This window comes from Klebsiella sp. GB_Kp056, assembly GCF_040064755.1.
Classification (GTDB): Bacteria; Pseudomonadota; Gammaproteobacteria; order Enterobacterales; family Enterobacteriaceae; genus Klebsiella; species Klebsiella quasipneumoniae.
This window is the reverse complement of record NZ_JBEAJA010000026.1, coordinates 15,937-33,264: the sequence shown is the minus strand read 5'-3', so window position 1 is coordinate 33,264 and position 17,328 is coordinate 15,937. Positions and strand designations below refer to the sequence as shown.

Genomic DNA, 17,328 nt, shown 5'->3' with positions numbered 1-17,328 from the left:
GGAGCCCGGGGGTACAGGGGGCGGCGGCGACTGGCCGCCCCCTGTGCGCTCCCTGTGCGGTGTGAGACATTACGCAGAAAGCTAACCGGGAGCGCAATGTGCGCTGAAGCCACAGATAACATAAATGACCACACGGCGTTGCTTCCCCTCACCCTGGCCCTCTCCCCAAGGGAGACGGAACTGTCCGGCCATCGTTTCCGTGGCCAACATATTGCCGGGTGGCGGCTGCGCCTGACCCGGCCTACGGAGTCTGAGAACGTGGTAAACCGATAACAGTCTCCACCGCCGCCGGGCAATACATCAGGCTCCGTGCCCAATATGTTGCCGGGTGGCGCTTCGCTTACCCGGCCTACATAACCATTAAATTTCAGAAGATTAACCATCACCGTAGGCCCGCGCAAGCGCAGCGCCGCCGGGCAAAAGGTATCGCACCGGGCCAAACGAAAAAAAACCGGAGGTTTCCCTCCGGCTTTTCTCATTCACATCACGCTACGCCTTACGCCACGTCTTCATACTGCGGCACCGGGTTGCGGAAGCTTTTGGTCACGCAGGCCAGATAGACCAGACCGATACCGGCCCAGATCAGGCCCAGAATCATCGAGCTCTCTTCCAGGTTGACCCACAGCGCGCCGACGGTCAGGGCGCCGCACATCGGCAGGAACAGATACTGGAAGTGGTCTTTCAGCGTCTTGTTGCGTTTCTCACGGATCCAGAACTGCGAAATCACCGACAGGTTAACGAAGGTAAACGCCACCAGCGCACCAAAGTTAATCAGCGCCGTCGCCATCACCAGGTCGAAGTTAATCGCCAGCAGGGCGATAGCGCCGACCAGGATGATGTTCATCGCCGGGGTGCGCCAGGTCGGGTGCACATAGCCGAAGAAGCTTTTCGGGAACACGCCGTCACGGCCCATCACGTACATCAGACGCGCCACGCCAGCGTGCGCCGCCATACCGGACGCCAGTACGGTAATGGTGGAGAAGATCAGCGCGCCAACCTGGAAGGCTTTACCTGCCACGTAGAGCATAATTTCCGGCTGTGACGCATCCGGATCTTTAAAGCGCGAGATATCCGGGAAGTACAGCTGCAGGAAGTAGGTGGCAAAGATGAAGATCAGGCCGCCGATCAGCGCGGTCAGGAAGATCGCGCGCGGAATGACGCGCTCTGCATCTTTGGTCTCTTCAGACAGGTTGCTGATGCCGTCGAAGCCGGTAAACGAGAAACACAGGATCGTCGCCCCGGTAATCATCGGGATCACGTGCGCGTCACCGGACCAGAACGGACGGCTGCTGGCCAGCGTACCGGCGCCTTCGCCGCCAAACACGCCATAAATCACCATGCCGAGGATAACGGCAATCAGCACCACCTGCAGCACCACGATCACGGTGTTGAAGTTGGCCACGGATTTAATGCTGCGCAGGTTAAAGGCGGTCATAAAGGCGACCAGCGCGATAACAAACACCCACGACGGAATCGAAGGCACCAGCGCTTCAAAATAGATTTTCGCCAGCAGAATGTTGATCATCGGCGCGAACAGGTAGTCGAGCAGCGAGGACCAACCCACCATAAAGCCAACGGTCGGGCTGATGGATTTCTGCGCATAGGTATACGCCGAGCCGGCGGACGGGTAACGACGTACCAGCTTGCCATAGCTCAGGGCAGTAAACAGGATAGCGATTAACGCAAAGGCGTAGGCCGTCGGCACGTGACCGTCGGTCATACCAGAGACGATACCAAACGTATCGAACAGCGTCATCGGCTGCATATAGGCCAGGCCCATCATTACAACCGGAACTAGCGTAAGTGTTTTACGTAATTCCACGCGAGAGGTATTTGGAGTAGCGTTATGCGACATAGTTATCCCCTTTTACGGTGAACGCCAGCGCGTAAGCAAAAAATTGCCCCATTTCTTTCTATTCCTCAGCGACAACGACTGTCGGTTTTTAGTAAATATCTATCCGGTACGAAGCCCGGCCTCTTGGTATTGAATGATGTGTCTTTCGACCAAAAAAATAACCGACACTTTAAAAAAAGCGTCGGCTAGTCTCTGGTTTTCAGGCCGCATATTTTGCAACAATATCAACGGCGTTGACAAGATGTTATGAAGTTCATTGCGTGAGCATAATTTTTAAGATGCTAATATCTATACGATTTCCGTATGATAAATTGTAAAAATAGCACTATTTGCTAATAGCGATTCGCGCCACCATTTCCCGGCCAAACCGCAGGCGGCGTCATTCCAGGCGATCCACGCGCGCTGACGAGGCGACAGCCCGCGCACGGCCAGACTGACCAGCTCGCCGCTCTCCAGCAGCGCCTGCACCTGATAACGCGGCAGGCAGCCCCACCCCAGCCCCATGCGCAGCAGCGCCAGCTGCCCCGCGGCGTCACACACCGTCAGGGTCTCCTGATCGGCGAGCAGCGCCCCGCCCTCGCCGGTGGCCACCGCGCGGTAACGCCGCAGGGTTCGCCAGCTCAACGGGGCGCGGCGCGCCGCCAGAGGATGCTGCGGGGAGACCACCAGCAGCAGCTCCAGCTCGCCAAGGGGAAGATAATCATAGCCGCTCAGCGGCGGCGGCTCGCCGAGCGCCCCCAGCAGGAGATCGGCCTGCCCTTCCGTCAAGGGCCGCCAGTCCAGCAGCGAGTGGGTCAGCGTGAAGCGCAGCCGGGTGAGCGGCTGCTGTTGATAAAAGGCGGCGATCAGCGGCGAGAGTTGCGCCACGGGAAAGGTGCTGTCTACCGCCAGGCGGAGGGTATGTTCCCACCCCTGCTGCAGCTTAACCGCCCGGATCTCCAGTTCGCGGGCGATGTGCAACACTTCCCGCCCTTTCTCCAGCAGCATCTGTCCGGTGGGGGTAAAGCGCGCGCGGTGCCCGCTGCGGTCGAGCAGCTGAATATTGAGATCGCTTTCCAGCCGGTGAATGGTGTAGCTCAGCGCCGAGGGCGTTTTAAAGAGCTTTGCCGACGCCGCGGCAAAGCTCCCCTCTTTTTCCAGCGCGTCGAGGATCACGAGGACATCCAGCAGTGGTTTCATCGCTACCCCCTTACGGTATGCGAATCACCGCTGGCGGATCACTCCATCGGCATCACCAGCGGATCGGGGTACTGGTACTCAAACCCCAGCTCATTGCAGATACGATTGCCATCCACAATCTTGCCCTGGCCGCCGTCCGGGCTGTCGCTGAAGACCGGCGGCGGCAGCCCCAGCTCGCGGGCCATCTGCGGATAAAAGAGGCCGCGCGCCGGATGGCGGGGCGCACATAGATTATAGATGTGCCCGCCCTTCGGAGCCTGCAGCAGCAGTTCGATGGCGGCCACCACATCCTGCAAATGCACCAGGTTGACCACGTGCTGGCCATCCGGCGCCGACTTGCCGGCGAAAAAACGCCCCGGATGGCGGGACGGCCCCACCAGCCCGGCCAGGCGCAGAATATCCACCGAGGTCCCCGGCAGATTGTGCAGCCAGTCCTCCAGCTCCTTGAGCACCTGCCCGCTGGCGGTTTGCGGCAGGCGCGGGGAGTTCTCTTTCACCGTACCGTTGACGTTGCCATACACCGAGGTGGAGCTGGTGAAGACGATCCGCGGAATATGGTACGCCAGCGCGGTATCGACAATCTCCTGCACCGCCTGCAGATAAAACCCTTCCCCTGCCCCGGTCCGCCGGGCCGGCAGTGTGATCACCAGCGCATCGACGTTCATCAGCGCGTCGAGGTCCTCGGTATCACAGACCAGCTGCGGCTCCAGGCGCAGCGGATAGCTGTCGATCCCGCACATCCGCGCCGCCTCCACGCCATCCTGCGTGGTTTTACTGCCGGTGACCTGCCAGCCTCGCGCCGTCAACGACAGCGCCAGCGGCATCCCCAGCCATCCCAAACCGACTATCGCGACCTTTTTCATCCCAGGCTCCTGACTCTTTCGCTGTGCTGATTACAGGCTACGCCAGCCAGCGGCAACTGACAATTTCTTCGCTCAATGTGAAATGAATTAATGATAGAAAAAAGCCCTTGCTTTCTGCGGCGAAAGTGGTTTAGGTTAAAGGACATCAAATGCATAGTCATTCACAGAGAATTTTTATGAACCGCGTTCAATTTAAACACCACCATCATCACCATCATCCTGACTAGTCTTTCAGGCGATGTGTGCTGGAAGACATTTGGATCTTCCAGTGGTGCATGAACGCGCAGAGAGCCCCCGGAAGATTCACTTCCGGGGGCTTTTTTTTGGACCAAATTCGGACAGATTCAGACAGGTATTCAGAGGAAAAGAACAATGTTAGACAACACCCGTTTACGCATAGCTATTCAGAAATCAGGCCGTTTAAGCGAAGATTCACGCGAATTACTCAGCCGCTGCGGCATTAAAGTCAATTTGCACACCCAGCGTCTGATTGCGCTGGCGGAAAATATGCCAATCGACATTCTGCGCGTGCGTGATGACGATATCCCGGGCCTGGTGATGGACGGTGTTGTCGACCTCGGCATTATCGGCGAAAACGTGCTGGAAGAAGAGCTGCTCAGCCGCCGCGCCCAGGGCGAAGACCCGCGCTATTTCACCCTGCGTCGTCTGGACTTCGGCGGCTGCCGCCTGTCGCTGGCGACACCGGTGGATGAAGCCTGGAACGGCCCGGCGGCGCTGGACGGCAAACGTATCGCCACCTCTTACCCGCACCTGCTGAAGCGCTACCTCGATCAAAAAGGTATCTCCTTTAAATCCTGTCTGCTGAACGGCTCCGTGGAAGTGGCGCCGCGCGCCGGCCTCGCCGACGCCATCTGCGACCTCGTCTCCACCGGCGCCACCCTGGAAGCCAACGGCCTGCGCGAAGTGGAAGTGATCTACCGCTCCAAAGCCTGCCTGATCCAGCGCGACGGCGAAATGGACGACGCCAAACAGCAGCTGATTGACCGCCTGCTGACCCGTATTCAGGGCGTGATCCAGGCCCGCGAGTCGAAATACATCATGATGCACGCCCCGACCGAACGTCTGGAAGAAGTGGTTGCCCTGCTGCCGGGCGCCGAACGGCCGACCATTCTGCCGCTGGCGGGCGACAAGCAGCGCGTGGCGATGCACATGGTCAGCAGCGAAACCCTGTTCTGGGAGACTATGGAAAAACTGAAGGCGCTGGGCGCCAGCTCCATTCTGGTGCTGCCGATTGAGAAGATGATGGAGTAATCGGCCAGCCGGTCACGGGACACACAGGGGAAAACAATCATGAGCTTCAACACAATCATCGACTGGAACGGCTGTAGCGCAGACCAACAGCAACAACTCTTAACGCGCCCGGCGATTTCCGCCTCCGACAGCATCAGTAAAACGGTGGCGGCGATCCTCGATAACGTCAAAGCCAACGGCGACGCGGCGCTGCGCGAATACAGCGCGAAGTTTGATAAAACCACCGTCGCCGCGCTGCAGGTGAGCGAGGCGGAGATCGCTGCCGCCGGCGAGCGCCTCAGCGACGAGCTGAAGCAGGCGATGGCGGTGGCGGTGCAAAACATCGAGACCTTCCACAACGCGCAACAGCTGCAGGCGGTGGATGTCGAAACGCTGCCGGGGGTGCGCTGCCAGCAGGTGACCCGCCCTATCGCCTCCGTCGGGCTGTATATTCCGGGCGGCTCGGCGCCGCTGTTCTCCACGGTGCTGATGCTGGCGACGCCGGCGCGCATCGCCGGCTGTCAGCAGGTGGTGCTCTGCTCGCCGCCGCCGATCGCCGATGAGATCCTCTACGCCGCGCAGCTGTGCGGCGTGAAAACCATCTTTAACGTCGGCGGCGCGCAGGCCATCGCCGCCCTCGCCCTCGGTACCGAGTCGGTGCCGAAGGTGGATAAAATCTTTGGCCCGGGTAACGCTTACGTCACGGAAGCCAAACGCCAGGTCAGCCAGCGTCTGGACGGCGCGGCCATCGACATGCCGGCCGGCCCGTCGGAAGTGCTGGTGATCGCCGACAGCGGCGCCAACCCAGACTTTGTCGCCTCTGACCTGCTGTCCCAGGCGGAACACGGCCCGGACTCGCAGGTGATCCTCCTGACCCCGGACGCCGGGATGGGCAGCCGCGTCGCCGAGGCCGTGGAGCGCCAGCTGGCCGCCCTGCCTCGCGCCGAAACCGCCCGCGTGGCGCTCTCCGCCAGCCGGATCATCGTGGCCCGCGACCTGGCGCAGTGCGTGGCTATCTCCAACCAGTACGGCCCGGAGCACCTGATCATTCAGACCCGCCAGGCCCGTGAGCTGGTGGACAGCATCACCAGCGCCGGTTCGGTTTTTCTTGGCGACTGGTCGCCGGAATCCGCGGGCGACTACGCCTCGGGCACCAACCACGTCCTGCCGACCTATGGCTATACCGCCACCTGTTCGAGCCTCGGCCTGGCCGACTTCCAGAAGCGGATGACCGTGCAGGAGCTGTCGCGCGACGGCTTTGCCGCCCTCGCTTCGACGATTGAGATTCTGGCCGCCGCCGAGCGCCTTGACGCCCACAAAAACGCCGTAACGCTGCGCGTTGCCGCCCTGAAGGAGCAAGCATGAGCATTGAAGATTTAGCCCGCGCCAACGTCCGCGCGCTGACCCCGTATCAATCCGCTCGCCGCCTGGGCGGGAAAGGCGACGTCTGGCTGAACGCTAACGAATTCCCCACCGCCGTGGCCTTCCAGCTGACCGAGCAGACGCTGAACCGCTACCCGGAGCCGCAGCCGAAGGCGGTGATTGAGAACTACGCCCGCTACGCCGGGGTTAAACCGGAGCAGGTGCTGGTCAGCCGCGGCGCCGACGAAGGCATTGAGCTGCTGATCCGCGCCTTCTGCGAGCCAGGCGAAGACGCGGTGCTCTACTGCCCGCCCACCTACGGCATGTACAGCGTCAGCGCCGAGACCATCGGCGTCGAATGCCGCACCGTGCCGACGCTGGCCGACTGGCAGCTCGACCTGCCGGGCATCGAGGCAAAGCTGGACGGGGTGAAAGTGGTCTTCGTCTGCAGCCCGAACAACCCGACCGGGCAGATTATCGACCCGCAGTCGATGCGCGACCTGCTGGAGATGACCCGCGGCAAAGCCATCGTGGTGGCCGACGAAGCCTATATTGAATTCTGCCCGCAGGCGACGCTCGCCGGCTGGCTCAGCGACTACCCGCACCTGGTGGTGCTGCGCACGCTGTCCAAAGCCTTTGCCCTCGCCGGCCTGCGCTGCGGCTTCACCCTCGCCAACGCCGAGGTGATTAACGTGCTGCTGAAAGTGATCGCGCCGTACCCGCTCTCCACGCCGGTGGCCGATATCGCCGCCCAGGCGCTGAGCGCGGAAGGGATCGCCGCGATGCGTCAGCGCGTGGCGCAGATCCTCGACGAGCGCCGCTACCTGGTGGAACAGCTGCGCGGCATCGCCTGCGTGGAGCAGGTCTTCGATTCCGAGACCAACTACGTCCTGGCGCGGATAACCGCCTCCAGCGCAGTGTTTAAATCTTTGTGGGATCAGGGCATTATCTTACGTGACCAGAATAAACAACCTTCATTGAGCGGCTGTTTGCGTATCACTATCGGTACCCGTGCCGAGAGCCAGCGCGTGATTGACGCCTTGACTGCGGAGAAAGTATGACCCAGAAGTATCTCTTTATTGACCGTGACGGCACCCTGATTTCCGAACCGCCGGTAGATTTCCAGGTGGACCGTTTCGACAAGCTGGCGTTCGAGCCGCAGGTGATCCCGGCGCTGCTGAAGCTGCAGCAGGAAGGCTATAAGCTGGTGATGATCACCAACCAGGACGGTCTGGGTACCGACAGCCTGCCGCAGGAGGCGTTTGATGGCCCACACAACCTGATGATGCAGATCTTCGCCTCGCAGGGCGTTAACTTTGAGGAAGTGCTGATTTGTCCGCACTTCCCGGGCGACAACTGCGCCTGCCGCAAGCCGAAAACCCAGCTGGTGCTGCCGTGGCTGGAAGAGGGTGTGCTGGATAAAGCCCACAGCTACGTGATTGGCGACCGGGCCACCGACCTTGAGCTGGCGGATAACATGGGGATTATCGGTCTGCGCTATGACCGCGAGACCCTGAACTGGCCGACCATCTGCGAGCAGCTGACCCGCCGCGACCGCTATGCCCACGTCGAGCGCATCACCAAAGAGACCCAGGTGGATGTGAAAGTGTGGCTGGACCGCGAAGGCGGCAGCAAGATCCACACCGGCGTCGGCTTTTTTGACCATATGCTCGACCAAATCGCCACCCATGGCGGCTTCCGCATGGAGGTCAACGTCGGCGGCGATCTGTACATCGACGATCACCACACGGTGGAAGATACCGGCCTGGCCCTCGGCGAAGCTCTGAAGCTGGCGCTCGGCGACAAGCGCGGCATCAACCGCTTCGGCTTCGTGCTGCCGATGGACGAGTGTCTCGCCCGCTGCGCGCTGGATATCTCCGGCCGTCCGCACCTGGAGTATAAGGCGGACTTCACCTATCAGCGCGTCGGCGATCTGAGCACCGAGATGGTGGAACACTTCTTCCGCTCGCTCTCTTACACCATGGCGGTGACGCTGCACCTGAAAACCAAGGGCAAGAACGATCACCACCGCGTGGAGAGCCTGTTCAAAGCCTTTGGCCGTACGCTGCGCCAGGCGATCCGCGTCCAGGGCGATGCCCTGCCGTCTTCCAAAGGGGTGCTGTAATGAATGTGGTGATCCTTGATACCGGGTGCGCCAACCTCAATTCGGTGAAATCGGCGATTGGCCGCCACGGCTATGAGCCGGTGGTCAGCCGCGATCCGGAGGTGGTATTGCGTGCCGATAAACTGTTTCTTCCCGGCGTCGGCACCGCCCAGGCGGCGATGGACCAGCTGCGCGACCGCGAGCTGATCGACCTGATCAAAGCCTGTACCCAGCCGGTGCTGGGTATCTGCCTGGGCATGCAGCTGCTCGGCAAGCGCAGCGAAGAGAACAACGGCGTCGATCTGCTGGGCATTATCGAGGAAGAGGTGCCGAAGATGACCGACCACGGCCTGCCGCTGCCGCACATGGGCTGGAACCGGGTGTATGCCAAAGCGGGCGATCGTCTGTTCCGCGGCATTGAAGAAGGCGCGTATTTCTACTTCGTCCACAGCTACGCCATGCCGGTCAACCCGTACACCATCGCCCAGTGCAATTACGGCGAGGCGTTTACCGCCGCGGTGCAGAAAGATAACTTCTTTGGCGTGCAGTTCCACCCGGAGCGCTCCGGGAGCGCCGGGGCGCAGCTGCTGAAAAACTTCCTGGAGATGTGATGATTATTCCTGCGTTAGATTTAATCGACGGCACCGTCGTTCGTCTCCACCAGGGCGATTACGGCCAGCAGCGCGACTACGGCAGCGATCCGTTGCCGCGCCTGCAGTCCTATGCCGCTCAGGGGGCGGAAGTCCTGCACCTGGTCGACCTGACCGGGGCGAAGGATCCGGCGAAGCGCCAGATCCCGCTGCTGAAATCGCTGGTCGCCGGCGTTGACGTCCCGGTGCAGGTCGGCGGCGGCGTGCGGACCGAGGCGGATGTCGCGGCCCTGCTTGAAGCCGGCGTCGCCCGCGTGGTGGTCGGCTCCACCGCGGTGAAATCCCCGGAGGAAGTGAAAGGCTGGTTTAAACGCTTTGGCCCTGAACGACTGGTGCTGGCCCTCGACGTGCGTATCGACGCCGACGGCAATAAGCAGGTGGCGGTCAGCGGCTGGCAGGAGAACTCCGGCGTGACGCTGGAGGAGCTGGTGGAGAGCTATCTGCCGGTCGGCCTGCAGCATGTGCTGTGCACCGATATCTCCCGTGACGGCACGCTGGCGGGCTCCAACGTCTCGCTGTATGAGGAAGTCTGCGCCCGCTACCCGCAGGTGGCGTTTCAGTCATCCGGCGGCATCGGCGATCTCAATGATATTGCCGCCCTGCGCGGCACCGGGGTGCGCGGCGTGATTGTCGGTCGCGCGCTGCTGGAAGGTAAATTCAACGTAACGGAGGCCATTCAATGCTGGCAAAACGGATAATCCCCTGCCTCGACGTCCGCGACGGCCAGGTAGTGAAAGGCGTGCAGTTCCGTAATCACGAGATCATCGGTGATATCGTCCCGCTGGCCAAGCGCTATGCCGACGAAGGCGCCGACGAGCTGGTGTTCTATGATATCACCGCCTCCAGCGACGGCCGGGTGGTCGACAAGAGCTGGGTGTCGCGGGTGGCGGAAGTGATTGATATTCCTTTCTGCGTGGCGGGCGGGATCAAGTCGCTGGAAGACGCGGCGCAGATCCTCTCCTTCGGCGCCGATAAGATCTCGATTAACTCCCCTGCCCTCGCCGACCCGACGCTGATCACCCGCCTTGCCGACCGCTTTGGCGTGCAGTGCATTGTGGTGGGGATTGATACCTGGTTTGATGCAGAGACCGGCAAATATCACGTCAATCAGTACACCGGCGACGAGAGCCGCACCCGGGTGACGCAGTGGGAAACCCTCGACTGGGTGGAGGAAGTGCAGAAGCGCGGCGCGGGCGAGATCGTCCTCAATATGATGAACCAGGACGGGGTGCGCAACGGCTACGATCTGCAGCAGCTGGCGAAGGTTCGCGCAGTGTGCCATGTGCCGCTGATCGCCTCCGGCGGCGCGGGCACCATGGAACACTTCCTTGAAGCCTTCCGCGACGCCAACGTTGACGGCGCGCTGGCGGCCTCGGTATTCCACAAACAGATTATTAATATTGGCGAACTGAAAGCGTACCTGGCGGCACAGGGCGTGGAGATAAGGGTATGTTGACTGAACAGCTGGACTGGGAAAAAACGGACGGCATGATGCCGGCCATCGTGCAGCACGCCGTATCCGGCGAAGTGCTGATGCTGGGCTACATGAACAAGGAGGCGCTGGAGAAAACCGAAGCCACCGGCAAGGTCACCTTTTACTCACGCACCAAACAGCGGCTGTGGACCAAGGGTGAAACCTCGGGCCATGTCCTCAACGTAGTGAGCATCACGCCGGACTGCGACAACGATACGCTGCTGGTGCTGGTGAATCCGATCGGGCCGACCTGCCACAAAGGCACCACCAGCTGCTTTGGCGACGCCGGCCACCAGTGGCTGTTCCTCTATCAGCTGGAGCAGCTGCTGGCCGAGCGTAAGCACGCCGACCCGGAGAGCTCCTACACGGCGAAGCTGTATGCCAGCGGCACCAAGCGCATTGCGCAGAAAGTGGGGGAAGAAGGCGTGGAGACCGCGCTGGCCGCCACGGTGAACGACCGCTTCGAGCTGAAGAATGAGGCGTCGGACCTGATGTACCACCTGCTGGTGCTGCTGCAGGACCAGGGGCTGGATCTCGGGGAAGTGATTGATAATCTGAAGAGTCGTCACTAACGCGTTGACCCCCGCCGCAACGGCGGGGGTAGCTGGCCTCAGGATTTGCTTTCCAGCAGCGTAGTGTAGAGATTGACGTAAGCGTCAATCATATGGTCGGCAGTAAACATCTCTTCAAACCGACGACGCGAGTTTTCGCCATAGCGGCTGGCGGTTTCATCGTTATGCCAGAGCTCATTCATCGCCTCCACCAGCGCCTGGCTGTCATTCGGCGGGATCACGCAGCCATTCACTTTGTCCTGGTTAATGAACGAGGTCCCGGTGCCGATCTCGCAGGAGATCAGCGGCCTGGCGAAGCGCGCGCCTTCCAGTAACGTAATGCCAAACGCCTCGGATCGCAGATGCGAGGGGAAGACCACGCCACGGCAGAGCTGGAAGAGAATGTATTTATCTTCGTCGTTGAGCATGCCGGTAAATACCACATTGCTCAGCCCGCGCTGCTGCGCTTCACGACGCACTTCCGCCTCCAGCGGCCCGCCCCCGACAATCACCACCGGCAGCCGGCTACGCTCGGCGGCATCCAGCAGAATGTGCAGCCCTTTGTAGTAGCGGAAAGCGCCGACGAAGAGGAAGAAGTTATCGCCGACGGTTTCCCGCCAGTGCGTCACCCGCTGCGGATCGTGCTGCACGTCGTGCTGCTCCAGACCAAACGGGATCACCACGGTTTTATCCTGATATTTTTTCAGGGTCTGGCTGGAGGCCACGTAGTTGGGCGACGAGGCGACAATGCAGTCTACGCTGGCGAGGAATCGCTCCTGCAGCGGCTGGTAAAGCTTCATCAACCGTTTTTGTTTCACAATATCAGAATGATAGGTCACCACTGTTCTGGCGTCAGGCCGCGCCGAGAGATGCAACATATCCATGAATGGAAACGGAAAATGGTAGTTGATGATGTCGTAATCATCTTTAATCTGCTTAAAACGCTTTAACGCTCTCAGCGAAAACGGCGTGGAGGCAATTTCAAAAAGCTGCTTATTATAAATGACCCGATGGTCTTCGTAGGCGACAGGTCCTGTCTCTTTGTCCGGGCTAAAAGTAAATACATCGGCTGCGATTCCCCGGCGGGCGCAGCCCTGACTGAGCTGATAAATGACCTGCTCAATACCGCCGTAGGTATCGGGATAGTAGGTCTTATAGACGTGTAGAACTCTCAACTGACACCCTTAGAGTAATTTATAGGCGTTAATGGTCTGGGTCGTACAGTTCTCCCACGAAAACTGTTTCGCCTGGGCAAGACCGCGCGCGGTGGCGATTTCCCGCCAGCTATCATCCTGCAGGCTCTGCAAAATATGCGCGCTAATCGCGTCTACATCATTAGGATCGGCAACGAGGCCGGCATCGCCAACCACCTCAGGCAAAGAAGTGACATTGGAACATACTACCGGCACACCGCAAGACATCGCTTCAAGAATAGGTAAACCGAATCCCTCATAGAAGGAGGGATAAACAAAGGTTCTGGCCGCCGCGTACAGATAAGGCAGGTCTTCATCCGGGACATAGCCCAGGTAACGGATCCACCCTTCCCGCGTACCGCGCTCGACTAACTGCCACAGCACATCGTCTTCCCAGCCGCGATAACCGCTGAGGATCAGCGGGTAGCGCATGCGGGTCTCCATCGGCAGCAGCTGATAGGCCTGCAGCAGACCGCGGATATTTTTACGCGGCTCCATGGTGCCGATATACAACGCGTAGCCCTGCCACGCCAGCTGATATTTCTGCAGGACCGGCAGGCACTCCGCCGGGCTGCGCGGAATATAGTCGCTGCTGCAGGCCAGCTTGGTGGTGACGATCCGATCCGCCGGATAGTTGAACAGGCGGATGATTTCACTGCGCGAGAAGTCAGAGACGGTCAGGATCAGCTTTGCCGAATCGAGGCTCTCGTGCAGGGACTTCTCCATATAGCGAACCCGATCTTTTGGATGATATTCCGGGCAGGTAAAAATGGAGATGTCATGAAACGTGGTCACAGCGCGTTCCAGGCGATGCGGCAGATAAAAATTGGGACCATGGTAGATGTAATCTTTATAGTCGCGCAATGCCCATGCCTGGCGCCGCGGGTGCAGCAGGCGATACGCCTCAATCAGCAGCGGCTGGCGGCGCAGAAACGCCGACAGACGACCATGATTGCTGGCTTTGGTATCGCTTTTATTCTCAACCTGGGGGATCTGATCGATAAACGACGCGCCGTGAAACAGCTTCAGCTCTTCGATTTCGCGAGCGACCGCCAGCCGCTTAACCAGCTCCAGGGAATACCGACCGATGCCCGTTAATGGGTATTTAATTGGCTCAGTAGCAAAAATAATTTTCATAATAAATGACACATCATCATCTAGCTCCCCTTGTATTCAAAGGCAAAAAATACAAGGGGGAATATTTTTATTTAAAATATTTAGCTTTAGCTAAGCCTTGACACATATTAACCAGGCGACGTGAAACAGCATGATAATCATGTTGTTCCCGCCATGCATCGGCACGTTGTTGAGTCCTGGTCGCCCAAGCATCCTGTTCACGGATGGCATTCAGGATCCGGTCAATCCCCTGACTGATATCATCGACGCTGCATCCATCAAATTTAAAGACTGCATCGTCCAAGTCATCAAATATCGCCAGAGGCGTTACCGCGACAGGTTTTTGCGTCGCCATACCATAACGTACCGCCCCGCTAGCTGACTCCCCGGTATTTTGATAAGCAAAAATCAGAAGATCGGCTTCTGAGAGCAGCCGCAAACTTTCCGCATCCGGAAGGAAATCATTATGCATCTCAATGAGGTCGGTAACACCTAACCGCTGAGCTGCCGATTTAAGCTCTGCCACCAGATCGCGTGACTCTCCAACCGGATACTCCGCGTTAACCAGGCGTAAACGAACCGGCTTGCCGGCTTGCTTGAGACGATGGACGGATTCGACCAGCTCCATCAGGCCCTTATGCGGTAAGCAGAAGCCATAGCTCGCAATTAACGGTAAAGCCTGCGGTTGACGCGCGACGCTCGCTGCGGAGTAGTTGATTACGCCGTGCGGGAATAAAGCAACATTCTCAGTTAAGCCTAAATCTTTAAGGCGGTTCATATCGGCAATCGAATGCACCAACAACCGGTCGCAAAGCGCCAGCGCCTCCGCCATTTCGGCAAGCCGGAAATTCCAGGTCGGCTCTTTTTCCAGCGGATCCACAGTTGAGTGCATCGTCATGACAACTGAACGACCGGCGTCATGCTGGCGACGAATAAAGGCCGACAGTTCGCGATGATTAAAGAATCCATAATTGAACTGGATCACGATGACATTGAGTCGCAGAGCATCAATTTGTGGCTGGAGGTTTTCCAGATAGTTGCTCTCTTTACCTACAATCCAGTTGCGCAGTACAAACTCTTCGTCTGCACATACAAGATCTTCAGCACTGACCTGGGGAGCAAAAACAACATCCGCGCCATGCGGTGCACTCTCCACCAGATGCTGGGAATAGGTTGCGATTCCACATTTTGTGTTCCATGTTGTCAACCAGCCAATGCGCGCCCGATGCTGAGCAATATCAATATGCGCACGCAGAGTCTTGACCGCCTGACAAGAACGATCGGCCACTGCTTTCCAGGTAAACTGCTTCAGAATAAGCTCGCGCCCAGAATCGGCCATGCCACGCAGCACTGATTTATCCGTCGAGGCTGCCGCTTTTAACGCATCCGTTAAGTTGTCAATGTCCACACTGGCCCAGGTTGAGGAAAACAGACCAAAGTGCGTTTTTACCCGGGTAAACTGATAATCAACCAGCCATGAATTTTGTGAATTAACAAAATCAAGTTGCCCGCTCCAGTTGGTGACGATGGCCGGTAGCCCACTCAGCATGGCTTCAGCGATAGGTAAGCCAAAGCCTTCGGCGCAACCTGGAGCAACCAGAACATCGCAGCTTTCATAAAGCCCCTTAAGCTGGCTGGCAGACATATCCTCTTTGATCACTTCAACTTTGGGATATTCCGCGAATTGAGCCTGAGCGTGAGCCAGCCATGCGTCAATTTCATTATGCGGATTGTTAAACGTCTTAATGATCAAGATGACATTGTCACGACGAGTGAATGCCCTCCCCCAGGCCTGGAGCATTGCCTGTACCCCTTTGCGTGGGAAACAAGAAGAGACATGGAGGAAACGGAAGGTTCCGTCATCCACATTTTTTGTCGTTTCGGTTGGGGTATTGAGCCAATGGTCGCAGCCATTGCCAACAACGAATGCGGGCACATTCAGCCCGTTATCAATCAATACTTTCCGAACATGTTCCGAAGTACACAGCACTCCGTCAAGTTCCCGGTTAAATTCATTGATCCATGGTTGTGGAAAGCCCGTTTCTTCCCAGGCATAACAGTGAAGGAGTTTTACTTTGGCATCCATTTCGGAGACCCGCGGTGGATAGATATTTCTGCTAAGAATATCTATCTTTTCGTTACTCTTGCGAGTACGGCATTGATTATAAAATGCCAAGAGATCGCTATTTTCCGGCTGTGCCATAAACGAGGCATCCGGCGCAAAATCACCCGGTCCTTCAGTGGAGTGCAATAACACCTCTACGCCATCAGCTGAGAGCGCCCGGGCAAATTCCCGGTTGACCAGCGCCAGACTATATGAGCTATCGAATGGACCTTCCACTCGCCAGGTCAGCGCCTTATCGTCAATTTGATAAAGTTCTGCCGTCTTCAGATTGTAATCAATGGCCGTTGCGCACAAGCGTAGATCGCGCTCATCTGGTTGCCCATGAGAGATAGCAAGGATCTTCTGAATCAATGCCTCAGGCAAAGCCTGCGCGATGCCGGAGTCTTCTGACGCAATCTTCTCGAAAGCTTCCAGAGCAGTCACCGCTGCTTTATCCCAAGAGAAATTACGCGCTTGCTGCTGCGCCATTTCTTTCAGATGCGCCAGGAATACATTATCAGTCAAACATTGCGCGATCTTATCCCGAATGGAAGAAACAGAATACGGGTCGAATAATGCTTCAGGATTACCGATGACTTCAGGAATACTGGTGACATTTGAGCCAATGGCCGGCGCACCGCACGACATTGCTTCCAGAACAGGTAGCCCAAAACCTTCATGTAGCGAAGCAAAGATGAACAGTTTACACAGGCGATAGAGCTGGATCAGCTCATGTTCCGGCACATAACCAGTCAGTACCAGTTCGCCCTGCTGTAAACCATTACCTGACGCCAGGGATTCCAGATACTGACGATCACCAATGGAAAGCTTACTGACGATAACCAGTTGGTGAGTGCGACGTAAGGCATCACTGAGCCCGGCATAAGCCTCGATTAACCGCTTAAAGTTTTTCCTTGAGTCAAATCCTCCAGGCGCATACAACACGAACTCGCGCTGAATACCGTAATGGCCAAGGACCGTCTCTTTTTCGCTCGTAGTCACCTCCGCCATACAAAACTGAGGATCGGCTGCGGCTGCAATATTCTGTACATGATCGCCCTGCAAATGCAGATGCTCGATCGCTTCCTGGGCAGTATACGCAGAGTTGGTCAATAAAAGGTCAGCGTTTTTTAACCATTCAACTTTCTGTAAATAGTAGGGTTTGAATACATCGTCCAGGAGATAGGTCTCCGCCTGCACCAGGGGGATAAGATCGTGGTGCAGTACGGCTACTTTATACTGCCGACTAAATTTGTGTACCGATGTGGCCGCATCGTCGACATGACCTTCAAATAAGCTCGTAATGAAAACGACATCTGGACGCAATGATTCAAGAAAAGCTTCCCGAATCAGTTCCGCACTCTCCCGACGCCATTCATTACCTTGGTCCATCGCACGCACCGGGCCTGCGGCATGCCAGACGACTATATTTTCAGCCGGCAGGAGATCGGCAAAATGCGCCTTAACATCCGCAATCGACTCATACAGCATGGCCGATAGCGCGATGAAAATATCATGCTGGCTGTTATTTCTGATTATGGCTCTGGCGATTGCGATACTATAACGACCGATGCCACGAAAGCGGCTTTCGGTCTGCGCGCCTTGTAAATCAATGACAATACGCAT

The 17,328-nt window shown here is 57.9% G+C and carries 15 protein-coding genes and 1 other annotated feature; of the genes, 9 read left to right on the top strand and 6 right to left on the bottom strand.

What is annotated here, in order from left to right; all coding sequences use genetic code 11:
- Positions 1-496: 496 nt before the first annotated feature.
- The 3 genes from plaP to ABLV52_RS01655 form a co-directional block, all read right to left on the bottom strand.
- Positions 497-1,855, bottom strand: a complete 1,359-nt coding sequence (plaP, locus tag ABLV52_RS01665) for a putrescine/proton symporter PlaP (protein WP_004203583.1) — start codon at positions 1,853-1,855, stop codon at positions 497-499.
- Positions 1,856-2,143: 288 nt separating this feature from the next.
- On the bottom strand, positions 2,144-3,034 hold the full coding sequence (locus tag ABLV52_RS01660) for a LysR substrate-binding domain-containing protein (RefSeq protein ID WP_348889930.1): 891 nt from the start codon (positions 3,032-3,034) through the stop codon (positions 2,144-2,146).
- A 38-nt stretch (positions 3,035-3,072) separates the two neighbouring features.
- The gene (locus tag ABLV52_RS01655; protein WP_004152513.1) at positions 3,073-3,897 is read right to left on the bottom strand and encodes an SDR family oxidoreductase; all 825 of its coding nucleotides are present in this window, start codon (positions 3,895-3,897) and stop codon (positions 3,073-3,075) included.
- 176 nt (positions 3,898-4,073) lie between these two features.
- On the opposite strand from ABLV52_RS01655, the gene hisL reads away from it, so the two are divergent.
- The 9 genes from hisL to hisIE all read left to right on the top strand — a co-directional run bounded on the left by hisL (position 4,074) and on the right by hisIE (position 11,310).
- Positions 4,074-4,124, top strand: a complete 51-nt coding sequence (hisL, locus tag ABLV52_RS01650) for a his operon leader peptide (protein WP_004899375.1) — start codon at positions 4,074-4,076, stop codon at positions 4,122-4,124.
- Positions 4,100-4,222: a sequence feature (His leader region), on the top strand. (Overlaps the previous gene by 25 nt.)
- A 47-nt stretch (positions 4,223-4,269) precedes the next feature.
- The gene (hisG, locus tag ABLV52_RS01645) at positions 4,270-5,169 is read left to right on the top strand and encodes an ATP phosphoribosyltransferase (protein ID WP_023290356.1); all 900 of its coding nucleotides are present in this window, start codon (positions 4,270-4,272) and stop codon (positions 5,167-5,169) included.
- A 39-nt stretch (positions 5,170-5,208) separates the two neighbouring features.
- Positions 5,209-6,513, top strand: coding sequence for a histidinol dehydrogenase (hisD, locus tag ABLV52_RS01640; protein WP_023290357.1), 1,305 nt, complete (start codon positions 5,209-5,211; stop codon positions 6,511-6,513).
- On the top strand, positions 6,510-7,571 hold the full coding sequence (gene hisC, locus ABLV52_RS01635) for a histidinol-phosphate transaminase (protein ID WP_050533854.1): 1,062 nt from the start codon (positions 6,510-6,512) through the stop codon (positions 7,569-7,571). The genes hisD and hisC overlap by 4 nt, the downstream gene beginning before the upstream one ends.
- The gene (gene hisB, locus ABLV52_RS01630; RefSeq protein WP_017899706.1) at positions 7,568-8,635 is read left to right on the top strand and encodes a bifunctional histidinol-phosphatase/imidazoleglycerol-phosphate dehydratase HisB; all 1,068 of its coding nucleotides are present in this window, start codon (positions 7,568-7,570) and stop codon (positions 8,633-8,635) included. Before hisC ends, hisB begins: the two co-directional genes overlap by 4 nt.
- The gene (gene hisH, locus ABLV52_RS01625) at positions 8,635-9,225 is read left to right on the top strand and encodes an imidazole glycerol phosphate synthase subunit HisH (protein ID WP_002912227.1); all 591 of its coding nucleotides are present in this window, start codon (positions 8,635-8,637) and stop codon (positions 9,223-9,225) included. Before hisB ends, hisH begins: the two co-directional genes overlap by 1 nt.
- Complete coding sequence (gene hisA, locus ABLV52_RS01620) at positions 9,225-9,962, top strand: 1-(5-phosphoribosyl)-5-[(5-phosphoribosylamino)methylideneamino]imidazole-4-carboxamide isomerase (RefSeq protein WP_004200373.1); 738 nt, start codon at positions 9,225-9,227, stop codon at positions 9,960-9,962. The genes hisH and hisA overlap by 1 nt, the downstream gene beginning before the upstream one ends.
- Positions 9,944-10,720 (top strand): imidazole glycerol phosphate synthase subunit HisF, encoded by a 777-nt coding sequence (hisF, locus tag ABLV52_RS01615; protein ID WP_032453444.1) that lies wholly within the window; start codon positions 9,944-9,946, stop codon positions 10,718-10,720. Before hisA ends, hisF begins: the two co-directional genes overlap by 19 nt.
- The gene (hisIE, locus tag ABLV52_RS01610; protein ID WP_023290360.1) at positions 10,714-11,310 is read left to right on the top strand and encodes a bifunctional phosphoribosyl-AMP cyclohydrolase/phosphoribosyl-ATP diphosphatase HisIE; all 597 of its coding nucleotides are present in this window, start codon (positions 10,714-10,716) and stop codon (positions 11,308-11,310) included. The genes hisF and hisIE overlap by 7 nt, the downstream gene beginning before the upstream one ends.
- A gap of 38 nt (positions 11,311-11,348) precedes the next feature.
- Here hisIE and wbdC read toward each other — a convergent pair whose 3' ends face one another.
- From wbdC to ABLV52_RS01595, 3 genes are all read right to left on the bottom strand, one after another.
- Positions 11,349-12,464: an N-acetyl-alpha-D-glucosaminyl-diphospho-ditrans,octacis-undecaprenol 3-alpha-mannosyltransferase WbdC gene (gene wbdC, locus ABLV52_RS01605; protein ID WP_087824172.1), complete on the bottom strand. Its 1,116-nt coding sequence runs from the start codon at positions 12,462-12,464 to the stop codon at positions 11,349-11,351.
- A 9-nt stretch (positions 12,465-12,473) separates the two neighbouring features.
- Positions 12,474-13,619: a glycosyltransferase family 1 protein gene (locus ABLV52_RS01600; protein WP_008804110.1), complete on the bottom strand. Its 1,146-nt coding sequence runs from the start codon at positions 13,617-13,619 to the stop codon at positions 12,474-12,476.
- A 67-nt stretch (positions 13,620-13,686) separates the two neighbouring features.
- Positions 13,687-17,328 carry a glycosyltransferase gene (locus tag ABLV52_RS01595; RefSeq protein ID WP_348889929.1) on the bottom strand — a complete coding sequence of 1,214 codons (3,642 nt, stop codon included), beginning with the start codon at positions 17,326-17,328 and terminating at the stop codon, positions 13,687-13,689.

What these genes read in the sequence shown, in the direction of transcription:
- ABLV52_RS01660 (WP_348889930.1), bottom strand. Translation starts at nt 3,034, where the DNA reads ATGAAACCACTGCTGGATGTCCTCGTGATCCTCGACGCGCTGGAAAAA.
- ABLV52_RS01595 (WP_348889929.1), bottom strand. Translation starts at nt 17,328, where the DNA reads ATGCGTATTGTCATTGATTTACAAGGCGCGCAGACCGAAAGCCGCTTT.
- hisIE (WP_023290360.1), top strand. Translation starts at nt 10,714, where the DNA reads ATGTTGACTGAACAGCTGGACTGGGAAAAAACGGACGGCATGATGCCG.
- hisF (WP_032453444.1), top strand. Translation starts at nt 9,944, where the DNA reads ATGCTGGCAAAACGGATAATCCCCTGCCTCGACGTCCGCGACGGCCAG.
- hisH (WP_002912227.1), top strand. Translation starts at nt 8,635, where the DNA reads ATGAATGTGGTGATCCTTGATACCGGGTGCGCCAACCTCAATTCGGTG.
- hisD (WP_023290357.1), top strand. Translation starts at nt 5,209, where the DNA reads ATGAGCTTCAACACAATCATCGACTGGAACGGCTGTAGCGCAGACCAA.
- ABLV52_RS01655 (WP_004152513.1), bottom strand. Translation starts at nt 3,897, where the DNA reads ATGAAAAAGGTCGCGATAGTCGGTTTGGGATGGCTGGGGATGCCGCTG.
- hisA (WP_004200373.1), top strand. Translation starts at nt 9,225, where the DNA reads ATGATTATTCCTGCGTTAGATTTAATCGACGGCACCGTCGTTCGTCTC.
- hisC (WP_050533854.1), top strand. Translation starts at nt 6,510, where the DNA reads ATGAGCATTGAAGATTTAGCCCGCGCCAACGTCCGCGCGCTGACCCCG.
- ABLV52_RS01600 (WP_008804110.1), bottom strand. Translation starts at nt 13,619, where the DNA reads ATGAAAATTATTTTTGCTACTGAGCCAATTAAATACCCATTAACGGGC.
- hisG (WP_023290356.1), top strand. Translation starts at nt 4,270, where the DNA reads ATGTTAGACAACACCCGTTTACGCATAGCTATTCAGAAATCAGGCCGT.
- hisB (WP_017899706.1), top strand. Translation starts at nt 7,568, where the DNA reads ATGACCCAGAAGTATCTCTTTATTGACCGTGACGGCACCCTGATTTCC.
- plaP (WP_004203583.1), bottom strand. Translation starts at nt 1,855, where the DNA reads ATGTCGCATAACGCTACTCCAAATACCTCTCGCGTGGAATTACGTAAA.